Genomic DNA, 9,909 nt, shown 5'->3' on the forward strand with positions numbered 1-9,909 from the left:
GGGGTGGGCTCGGCCGAGGGCGTGGGGGTGGCGGCAGTCTGGCCGGAGCAGCCGGCCAGCAGAGCGGCGGTCAGCAGGGCGGCACACAGGGTTTTCATCTGGAATTTCATACGGGGTTCCTCCTGAACGAAAATGTACAGTCAGTATAACAAAAGGAACCGGTGTCGTATGTTGTCAGAACAACTTTTTGTCCAGGAGCGTGAATTGGTTTTTGCGGAACCGGAGCAGCCCCTCTACCTCCATCCGCTTGAGCTCATGGGAGAGGACGCTGCGGTTGATGCACAGGTAATTGGCCAGCGCCTCCCGGTCGAAGGGGATGGTAAAGGTGGCCGAGCCGGAGCGCTTGGCCTGGGCGGTGAGGTATTTTAAGATGCGCGCCCGGGCACTTTTCACCGAAAGGGCGTCGATCTTGTAATATTTCCGGATGTTCTGGTTGGCCACGAAGGACAGGAGGTTTTGCAGCAGGGCCAGCCGGAGCTGCGCGTCCAGCTTCTCCCCCTCCAACGCTGCCCAGGGGATGGCCAGCAGCCGGGCGTCCTCCACAGCGTAGATGGCGTAGGGGCTGGTCTTGCGGGGGGTGCAGGCCACCTCTCCCCCGGCCAGGTAGCCGGGCAGGAGCTGCTGGTAGAGAAATTCGCTGCCGTCGGCCTCAAAGCGGGCGGCCCGCAGGGCGCCGGAGAGGAGCACATAGAGCTGTTCCACCCGCTCTCCCTGCTGGAGCAGGAAGGAGCCGGCGGTTATGGTCACCGGGGTGGGGCCGAGCGCGGGCAGTACGGCGGCGGGGTCCAGCCCCCGGAAGAGGACACAGGTCTGCAGGAGGGCCTCCTCCGCGTCGGTGGGTGTGTACATGGGGGCGCCTCCCTTCGAAACAGAAAAAAACGGCAACCGCAAAAGCGGTTGCCGTTTTTGGTGGAGACTACTGGACTCGAACCAGTGACCTCCTGCGTGTGAAGCAGGCGCTCTAACCAGCTGAGCTAAGCCTCCAATTGGCGGGAGCGATTCCTCTCCCGTCGTGGTGACGCGTACGGGAATCGAACCCGTGTTACCGCCGTGAAAGGGCGGTGTCTTAACCGCTTGACCAACGCGCCAAGCGATGAACGGCGGTAGAGCCGTTATGGTAGCGGCACCTGGATTTGAACCGGGGACACTGCGGGTATGAACCGCATGCTCTAGCCAACTGAGCTATGCCGCCATCGAAAAGCCCTAGTGAAACAGGGCGAGATTTAGTATAGCCGAAAGCCCCCGATTTGTCAACCGGTATTTTCAATTTTTCTAAAAATTTTTTCGGGATGTGCCCCGGGGTCAGGAGGCCGCGGAGACAGTGAACTCCTGGGCGCCCATATAGCCCGGGGCGAGCTCATATTTTTCAAACAGGAGCACCACGTCCCCATCGGCGTTGAGGAAGAATTTCTGGTCGTCGGAGACGGTCTCGAATCCCCCCTCGCCGGGCGCGAAGAACACGCCGCCCTCCAGTTCGCTCTGGGCGATGCCGTTGCGCACCGCCTCGTCGCACTGCTCCCGCCAGTCGGGACCCAGCAGGTCGGGCAGGGTCAGCTCGGTGCCGGTGGTGAGGTCCAGATTATAGAGGTAGTATTCCGTATAGGCGCTGGCCAGGGTCTCGGTCTTGGTGATGACGAAGGAGAGGTACTGCCCGTTGGAGCACTTGACCTCATAGTCCACGTCGATGATGATGGGCATGAAGTCCTCGGCCTTGCCGCCGGTCTCCACAAAGGCCTCCCGGGCCTCCCGGGCCCGCTCCTCCGCCTCGTCCAGCACCTGGTCGATGGATTTGTGGATCTCGGTGTTGATGCGCTGCTCCAGATCGGTGTCGCCGGTGTCGGTGAGGGCAGGGAGGCGCACGTCGATCAGGTGGTCCCGGTCGTTGATCTGATAGCTCTCCACGGTGACGATGCGGGCCAGCTGGCCCAGCACGGGCACATCGGCCAGGGCGGCGGCAAAGGCGGGACTGCCGTTGACCAGCAGACAGAAGCAGAGACAGGCGGCCAGACCGCCCCCCAGGCTGCGGCGGATGGCCCGGCGGCAGGCCCGGCGGCGCTCCCCCTCCCGCAGCGCGGAGGCCACGGCGAAGGACAGCTCCGGCGGGAGCTCGGTCGACTGGTACCGCGCGCGGGCGCGATTGAGGGATTCATTCATCGTTCAGGTCCTCCTCGGTCCATTCTTTCAGATGCTTCAGGCCCTTGTACAGGCGGGACTTTACGGTGTTGAGATTGGCGCCGGTGACCCGGGCGATCTCCTCCAGCTTCAGATCTTCGAAATAGCGCAGGCGCACCACGGTGCGCTCCTTTTCATTCAGCCGCTCGATGGCGTCGTACAGGTCCAGCCGGGTGCCGGGGTCGGTCTCGGGGGCGGCCTCCTGGTCCAGCCGGTCCTCCAGCGGCACCAGCCGCTGGCTGCGGCGGTACCAGTTGATGCTCTCGTTGACCAGAATGCGGTAAAACCAGGTCTTGACGTAGGCGGGCTCCCGCAGGGAGTCGGCCTTGGTCAGGGCTTTCACAATGCTCTCCTGGACCACATCCAGCGCGGCGTCCCGGTCTTTGACATAGCTGTACGCCAGCCGGTAAAAGTCCGCCTGGCCGGCAATGATATATTCCGTCAGGGTGGAGCGTTTATCCTGACACTTCTCCACGATACACTTCCTCTCTCGGGGGCGTTTCCTCCCGGGGAACGGTGTGATTTTTCAGATAGACCAGCCACTGGTCGTAATCAGGGGGGTAGAGGTGGATGCCGTCGCTGCTCTGCCGGGCGGGGAGGGCCCCGTGCTCATTGGCAAAGGCGGACCAGACGTCCACTACATAGGCCTGCTTTTCCAGGCCCAGGGCGCGGATGACGCGGTTGAAGGCCTGCAGGCGCAGATTGGTGAACACCCCCTCGGAGGATTTGGCCTCCGTAACGGGGATGAGGGTCTGGAGATAGAGCTGTGCGTCGGGCTGGGCCTGGCGCACCAGGTCGATGAGCTCGCCGTACTGGCGGGAAAACTGGTTTTCGCTCCACCAGCCCAGCTCGTTGACGCCCAGCATCAGATAGACCTTGGAAAAATGCCCGGCGGCCAGGGCCTCCAGGGCGGTCTCCTTCCGGCCCTGGGCCTTGACGAAGGCCTTGGTGCGGATGGTCTGGGCGTTGAGGCCCCGATAGGCAAAGGAGCCGGCGGGGCGGATGGAGGTATAGTAGAGAAGCCCCTCTGTGCGGGAATCGCCCAGAAACGCCGCGTCCTGAAACCAGTCGTCCTCCACCGGCGGTGAGCCGGGGACGGGCTGGGAGTAGTCGTAGGGGACGGGCGTGGGGGTCGGTTCCGGCGTTGGGGTGGGCGAGGGTGTGGGAGCCGGGGTCGGCGTGGGCCTTGGGGTGGGCGGAACGTGCTCGGCCACCGCGGCGTGGGGGTCGCGGCTGGCCTGGACGGTGGGGACGCTCACACTGTGTCCGCACAGGAGCAGGCCTCCCGCCAGCGTCAGGGAGAGAAGGAGCATCCACATGGCGTTCCGGCCCGGAGAGAGCCGCCTCCGGCGCTTCGGGCAGTGCGCCATGGCGGTGCCTCCTTTCGGCGCATTCTATTTCTGAGACGGCGGAGCCGTCCAAAAAGTTGCGGACCGAGCGGCTTTTTTTCAGCCGAAGGTCCTCTTGTCAGAAGGGGCAGGAATGGGTTATAATTCCTTCATGTTAGATTTGCGGCGGGAAATGCCTTTGCCGCTGTCCATAAAGGAGAATTACTATGGTCAAGACCGTGATCCCGGCGGGGTACGCCCCCTGCCTGAACCTGTACGACACCCAGAAGGCCATCGGTCTTTTGAAGCGCCTCTTTGAGGACACCCTGGGCGGCGCCCTGCACCTGCGCCGGGTGTCGGCCCCTCTCTTCGTGGAGGCGGCCACCGGCCTGAACGACGACCTGAACGGCGTGGAGCGGGCGGTCTCCTTCGACATCCCCGCCGCCGGCCGGGATGCCCAGGTGGTCCACTCCCTGGCCAAGTGGAAGCGCATGGCCCTGTACCGCTACCAGTTCTCGGTGGGCGAGGGCCTCTACACCGACATGAACGCCATCCGCCGGGATGAGGAGCTGGACAACCTCCACTCGGTCTACGTGGACCAGTGGGACTGGGAAAAGGTGATCGCCCCCCGGGACCGCACGGTGGAGTACCTGAAGGAGACGGTGCGCACCATTGTGAAGGCCCTGTGTGAGACCCAGTCCACTCTGCGCTCGGTCTATCCCCAGCTCACCGCTCTGCCCAGCGTGAGCTCCGAGGTGTCCTTTGTCACCACCCAGGAGCTGGAGGACCTCTGGCCGGACCTCTCTCCCAAGGAGCGGGAGGACGCCTGGGTGAAGGACCACCCCACCACCTTCCTCATGCAGATCGGCGCGCCCCTGAAGTCCGGCAAGCCCCACGACGGCCGCGCCCCCGACTACGACGACTGGAGCCTCAACGGCGACATCCTGCTGTGGAACAGCGTCCTGGGCCGGGCCTTTGAGGTGTCCTCCATGGGCATCCGGGTCAGCCCCGAGGTGCTGGACAAGCAGCTCACCGCCGCCGGGTGCGACGACCGCCGGAATCTGACCTTCCACAAGCTGCTGCTGGAGGGGAAGCTGCCCCTCACCATCGGCGGCGGCATCGGCCAGTCCCGGCTGTGCATGATCCTGCTGGGTAAGGCCCACATCGGTGAGGTCCAGGCCAGCGTCTGGGACCCCGAGACCATTGCGGCCTGTCAGGACGCGGGCGTCATCCTGCTGTAATTTAATCAAACCATGCGGAGAGCTGGAAACGGCTCTCCGCTTTTTTATATGGATATGTCCTCGCCGGACGGGGAGCGCGCCTACTCGGCGGGAGCCCCATTTCTTTTCGCGAAAAGAAATGGGGGAAAGAAAAGACCTCAAGGGGGCTGCTTGCCCCCTTGAGAATCCCCCTAAGTGGGCGGCCTTCGGCCACCTGTTTCTGCCAGGGTACAACGCTTTCCGGATAGGCGGAAAGCCCGGAATTGGCCACGCCATGCTTTGGAAATCGCTCCGCAGCGGGATGGAGACCGGGGAGCGTTTCGGGGGAGTCCAGAGGGGGGTATCCCCCCTCTGGGCTTTCTTTCCCACCGCTTTCTTTGCAAAGAAAGCGGTGCTCCCGCCGAGCAGGCGGCCCGCGCGGCGAGCGCAAGTTTCCGGGCTGCCCGGGATATTCACCGCTCCTCCAGCAGATCCACCCGCTCCACAGCGGTACAGCGCTTCTTGGCGGTGTCGATGGTGAAGCGCACAGCGTTGAGCTTGCACGGCCCCTCCCCCGTCTCGAACCGCGAGGGGAGCCCACCCAGGAAGCGGTTGATGGCCTGATCCACCCGCATGCCCAGAATGCTCCGGGAGGGACCCACCATACCCAGATCGGTGATAAAGCCCAGTCCGCCGGGCAGCACCTGGCCGTCGGCGGTGGGGACATGGGTGTGGGTGCCCCACAGGGCCTGGACCTTCCCGTCCAGGTGGTACGCCAGAGCGCCCTTCTCGCTGGTGGCCTCGGCGTGGAAGTCCACCAGCACCACATCGGCCTCCATCTCCCCCAGAATGCGCCGGGCCACGGTGAAGGGGTTGTCGGCGTTGCTGTCCAGCTCACACCGGCCGATGAGGTTCATCACGCCGATGCGCAGGCCCCGGGGTCCGTCAAAGACCCCCCAGCCCCGGCCGGGCACCGCCGAGGCGTAGTTGGCCGGGCGGAGGATATAGGAATTGTCGTCCAGGTAGCGGGCGATCTGGAGCCGGTTCCAGGTGTGGTTCCCGAGGGTGATGACGTCGGCCCCGGCGTCAAAGATCTGGTCGGCCTGCCGGGGCAGAATGCCCACCCCGGAGGAGTTTTCCCCATTGACCACGGTAAAGTGGATATCCTGCTCCCGCTTCAGGGCCCGCAGGCGGCGGGAGAGGCATTCCACGCCCTCGTCTCCCACCACATCGCCCACAGCCAGTACATGCAATTCCATACAGTCTCCTCCTTCTCAATCCGGCCAGCCCAGCAGAGGCCGGTACAGGACCGCGTCCCGGTCCAGAAATACGTTGAATACCACCCGCTCCACCGCCGGACAGCGGGGCAGGTGCTTCTCCACCGTCTCCACCGCCAGAGCGGCAGCCTCCTCCCTCGGGAAGCCGTAGCACCCGGTGGAGATGCAGCAGAAGGCCACTCCGGAGATGCCGTGGGCCTGGGCCAGGTCCAGGGCATTGCGGTAGCAGGCGGCCAGAGCCGCCCGGTGGTCCGCCGTGACCGCGCCGTCCTTCACCTGGGGTCCCACGGCGTGGAGCACGAACTCCGCCGGCAGACAGAACCCGGGGGTCAGCTTCACGCCTCCGGCGGGTTCCTCGTGTCCCTGTTGCTCCATCAACTCCTGACAGGCCAGGCGCAGCCGGAATCCAGCCGCGGAGTGGATCAGGTTGTCGATGCAGTTGTGCAGGGGGTGAAAGCATCCCAGCAACCGGGGGTTGGCGGCGTTGACAATGGCGGGGATGCGCAGGGTGGTGATGTCTCCCTGCCAGAGGGCGAGCCTGTCGTTCCGGGGCGCGGGCGGGATGTCCCGCCAGTCGGTGACGGTTTTCTCTTTCAGCTCGTCCAGCAGCAACTCATCCAGCGCCGTGAGGTCTTCCTCCGGCATGGGGACGGCGGGGCGCTTGTTGAGCAGTCCCCGCAGGAGCTTCCGTTGAGTCTCATAGCCTCCCGGCAGCGCCGCCGGGTCCTTTCCTTCCTCCGCCAGCAGAACGCCCAGCAGCTCCCTGACGCGTGCTTCCCGGTCCATGCCCATCCCTCCTTTATTCCCACAGTGTACCACACAAGGCCGGTCCCATTCCACTCTTTCTTTGCTGACAGAGGGAGGAAAAGGTGCTATAATGGCCCAAAACAGCGAAAGGAATCGAAGGAAGCGCTATGACTGAGATCAAAAAACTGCCCAATGGGGCGCGTATCGTCACCGAGAAAGTGCCCGGCGTGCGCTCGGCGGCGCTGGGGATCTGGGTGGGCACCGGCTCCCGCCACGAGAAGGCCCGGGAGAACGGCGCGGCTCATTTTATCGAGCATATGGTATTCAAGGGCACCGAGAGCCGCTCCACGGCCCAGCTGGCCCAGGAGATGGACGCCATCGGCGGCCAGGTCAACGCCTTCACCACCAAGGAGTGCACCTGCTTCCACGCCCGGGTGCTGGACCGGCATCTGCCCCGGGCGGCCGACCTCCTGTGCGACATGGTGTTCCACCCCCGCTTCGCCGAGGAGGACGTGGAGACCGAGCGGGGGGTCATTTTCGAGGAGATCGGTATGTGCGAGGACAACCCCGAGGACCTGTGCGCCGAGCGCCTGAGTACAGCGGTGTTCCACGGCAGCGCCCTGGCCCGGCCCATCCTGGGCAAGCGTTCCACCCTGGAGAAGATGACCGGCGCGTCCCTGCGGACCTACATGACCGAGCACTACCGGCCCCAGGACCTGGTGGTGGCCCTGGCGGGGAGCTTTACCCAGCGGGATGTGGACGACCTCACGGTGCGGTTCGGCGCGCTGGAGGAGGGCCCCGGCCCCAAGACCGACAAGGCGGTATACACCCCGGCCTTCACCTTGAAAAAGAAGGCCATTGAGCAGAACCACCTGACCCTGGCCTTCCCCGGCATCGCCTACGGGGACGAGCGACGCTACGCCCTCCAGCTCCTCTCGGCCATGCTGGGCAGCGGCATGTCCTCCCGGCTGTGGCAGGAGATGCGGGAGAAGCGGGGGCTGTGCTACTCGGTGTACTCCTACGCGGTGGGCCACGCCGAGACGGGGCTCTTCGGGGTCTACACCGCCGTCAGCCCCGAGATGGAGCAGGAGGCCCTCACCACCCTGCGCCGGACGGTGGCAGATTTTGCCGAGCACGGCGTCACGGAGGAGGAGCTGGCCCGCGCCCGGGAGCAGGCCGAGGCCAGTGTGCTCCTGAGCCTGGAGTCCACCCAGAGCCACATGAGCGCCTTGGGTCGGGGGGAGCTGCTCCACGGCCATGTGGCCAGTGTAGAGGAGGTCCTTCAGGGCTACGAGGCGGTGACGCCGGAGACGGTGCGGGACCTGGCCCAGGATCTGTTCCGGTTCGACCGGGCGTCCCTCTCGGCGGTGGGCCGGGTGCAGCCGGAGGAGGCTTACCGGGCCATGCTGCTGGGCTGAGCCTCCCGGAGCGGAGCACAGGGCAGATCAAATATGTTCTTTCGAAAATTAAAATGTAACTGTTCCTGTGACCGTTCTCTAGTATACTAGAGTATGGTAAGAAAAGAGAAAGCAGTCAGAAAGGAGAGGGAATATGCGTGACACCTTTGTCGTTCAGATCATGGACAGCCAGAATGCCACCTGGCAGGGTATCGTGACCTGGACGGAGGGAAAACAGACCAAGCCGTTCCGAAGTGCGTTGGAGCTGTTGAAGCTGATCGACAGTTCCCTGGAGGAGAAAAAACAGCGCGAGGAATAGACTGTTTAAGCAAAGTATTTTTTGTGCCGTGTTTTTTTAAAATGTAACCGATCCTGTGACTGTTGCAGTGTATACTGGTAAATACGACTAACTAGCGCAAAACCAATGCCCCACTTTTGGAGAAGAAGTGAGGGAAGGAAGCGTGCAAACGGCAAACCGGCGGAAACGCCGGGACGCAAAGCTCAGGAGGCTAAAGCGGCAAGCACCGCCAGGCCAGTCCGGCCGCCACGGATTCCATTCTCAGCCAAACTGATTTGAGAGGAGAATGAATGATGTTGGCAAGGAAATGCAAGCGGCTGTTGGCCATGCTGATGGCCATGGTCATGTGCCTGGGCCTGGTGAGCACCTCGGCACTGGCGGATGTGAATGACACCGAGTTTCACATCATGGAGCTTGATACCGTTAAGGCCTATCTGGCTAACGGCACGGGTGCAGGTGCCGAGGATATCAAGATTCAATCCATTTATGTGAGTGATAACAGCGGAGAAACGGCCACTGGTCCTGCGGCGAATCATTGGGATTCTTATCACGGTGTGCCGTATTGGTATGTTTTGAATACCGTAAGTATTATTGATACTGATGATATTAGTGGTATTACCGTTAATTACTGTGTGAATGGTGAGAGTTATTCTACTGCCATTCCGGCAAGCATGCTGACGGTAAATCACCTGAGTGGTGCAGATTGGTATATTACAGAAATCTATCTGAATTATACTGAGCCTGAGCCCGAGCCCGAGCTCCAGACGGTCTATGTCTATGCCCAGGCGAAGGCAGGTCAGGGTACTGTCAATGACAGCGGCTATTTCACCATCGGTACGATTCAGCTGCCTCTGGAGGAGGCTACCTGGAACGATACTGAGGATGGTGAAGGCCGCTATGCGGAATACGAAAACGCAATTGCCAATGCGCTGAAGAATTTGAATAAGGGCGGGTACAATGACTGGATTGACCCCGATGATGTGGATTGGTATAGTCTGAAAGCGGCTGACGGCGCGGACAATTATGTGTCCAGCGGCACGATGACCTGGCATCTGGATGGTAAGATCAAGGACGAGGTCCAGCTGTACTATGTTACTTATGATCTGAATAATGGTGAGGGTACGGTTCCCACCGACCCCAAGGGCTATGCGGCTGGCCAGGAGTTCAAGGTTGCTGACGGTACCGGCCTGACCAAGGACGGCTATGAGTTTGCCGGCTGGTCCACAGACAAAAAGGCCACCAAGCCTGACGAGACCTTTGCGATTCCCGCCGAGGGCGGCAATGTGACTCTGTATGCCGTGTGGACTCCCAAGGCGGAGCCCCAGGAGGGCATGCTGCGTGTCACCAAGGTGATGGAGCTGCCCAAAGGCATGAAGCTGCCTGAGGACTATCAGGTAACCCTGAAGGTGACCGAGGACGGTACCAAGATCGGTGAAAAGACCTTTGGGTACTACCAGTTGGTGAATGGAAGCGCCAGCTTTGACATCTATG

At 62.5% G+C, this 9,909-nt stretch carries 10 protein-coding genes, 3 tRNA genes and 1 riboswitch; of the genes, 4 read left to right on the top strand and 9 right to left on the bottom strand.

Features of this window, described 5'->3' with window-relative positions:
- Positions 1 to 174: 174 nt before the first annotated feature.
- The 7 genes from B5G43_RS16555 to B5G43_RS16585 all read right to left on the bottom strand — a co-directional run bounded on the left by B5G43_RS16555 (position 175) and on the right by B5G43_RS16585 (position 3,542).
- Entirely contained in the window at positions 175 to 849 is a 675-nt protein-coding gene (locus B5G43_RS16555) for a Crp/Fnr family transcriptional regulator (RefSeq protein WP_087263278.1), read from the bottom strand.
- Positions 850 to 907: 58 nt separating this feature from the next.
- Positions 908 to 984: transfer RNA gene (locus B5G43_RS16560), tRNA-Val, on the bottom strand.
- A 29-nt stretch (positions 985 to 1,013) separates the two neighbouring features.
- Positions 1,014 to 1,088, bottom strand: a tRNA-Glu gene (locus B5G43_RS16565).
- A 27-nt stretch (positions 1,089 to 1,115) separates the two neighbouring features.
- Positions 1,116 to 1,192, bottom strand: a tRNA-Met gene (locus B5G43_RS16570).
- Positions 1,193 to 1,302: 110 nt separating this feature from the next.
- Positions 1,303 to 2,154, bottom strand: coding sequence for a DUF3298 and DUF4163 domain-containing protein (locus B5G43_RS16575; protein WP_087263280.1), 852 nt, complete (start codon positions 2,152 to 2,154; stop codon positions 1,303 to 1,305).
- Complete coding sequence (locus tag B5G43_RS16580) at positions 2,147 to 2,647, bottom strand: sigma-70 family RNA polymerase sigma factor (RefSeq protein WP_164488745.1); 501 nt, start codon at positions 2,645 to 2,647, stop codon at positions 2,147 to 2,149. Before B5G43_RS16580 ends, B5G43_RS16575 begins: the two co-directional genes overlap by 8 nt.
- Entirely contained in the window at positions 2,628 to 3,542 is a 915-nt protein-coding gene (locus tag B5G43_RS16585) for a GDSL-type esterase/lipase family protein (RefSeq protein ID WP_087263282.1), read from the bottom strand. Before B5G43_RS16585 ends, B5G43_RS16580 begins: the two co-directional genes overlap by 20 nt.
- A gap of 185 nt (positions 3,543 to 3,727) precedes the next feature.
- Here B5G43_RS16585 and asnA point away from each other — a divergent pair, with 185 nt between their 5' ends.
- Positions 3,728 to 4,741, top strand: a complete 1,014-nt coding sequence (asnA, locus tag B5G43_RS16590) for an aspartate--ammonia ligase (protein WP_087263284.1) — start codon at positions 3,728 to 3,730, stop codon at positions 4,739 to 4,741.
- A gap of 431 nt (positions 4,742 to 5,172) precedes the next feature.
- Here asnA and B5G43_RS16595 read toward each other — a convergent pair whose 3' ends face one another.
- Together B5G43_RS16595 and B5G43_RS16600 are read right to left on the bottom strand one after the other, a co-directional pair.
- Complete coding sequence (locus tag B5G43_RS16595) at positions 5,173 to 5,958, bottom strand: TIGR00282 family metallophosphoesterase (RefSeq protein WP_087263286.1); 786 nt, start codon at positions 5,956 to 5,958, stop codon at positions 5,173 to 5,175.
- A gap of 15 nt (positions 5,959 to 5,973) precedes the next feature.
- On the bottom strand, positions 5,974 to 6,762 hold the full coding sequence (locus B5G43_RS16600) for a protein-ADP-ribose hydrolase (RefSeq protein ID WP_206405036.1): 789 nt from the start codon (positions 6,760 to 6,762) through the stop codon (positions 5,974 to 5,976).
- A gap of 128 nt (positions 6,763 to 6,890) precedes the next feature.
- Here B5G43_RS16600 and B5G43_RS16605 point away from each other — a divergent pair, with 128 nt between their 5' ends.
- The 3 genes from B5G43_RS16605 to B5G43_RS16610 all read left to right on the top strand — a co-directional run.
- Complete coding sequence (locus B5G43_RS16605; protein WP_087263289.1) at positions 6,891 to 8,141, top strand: pitrilysin family protein; 1,251 nt, start codon at positions 6,891 to 6,893, stop codon at positions 8,139 to 8,141.
- A 133-nt stretch (positions 8,142 to 8,274) separates the two neighbouring features.
- The gene (locus B5G43_RS17520) at positions 8,275 to 8,439 is read left to right on the top strand and encodes a hypothetical protein (protein WP_164488746.1); all 165 of its coding nucleotides are present in this window, start codon (positions 8,275 to 8,277) and stop codon (positions 8,437 to 8,439) included.
- A 140-nt stretch (positions 8,440 to 8,579) separates the two neighbouring features.
- A riboswitch (cyclic di-GMP riboswitch) is annotated at positions 8,580 to 8,669 on the top strand.
- A 75-nt stretch (positions 8,670 to 8,744) separates the two neighbouring features.
- A partial coding sequence (locus tag B5G43_RS16610) for an InlB B-repeat-containing protein (RefSeq protein ID WP_206405037.1) occupies positions 8,745 to 9,909 on the top strand: 1,165 nt, incomplete at its 3' end.

It is taken from the genome of Flavonifractor sp. An92 (assembly GCF_002159175.1).
GTDB lineage: Bacteria > Bacillota > Clostridia > Oscillospirales > Oscillospiraceae > Pseudoflavonifractor_A.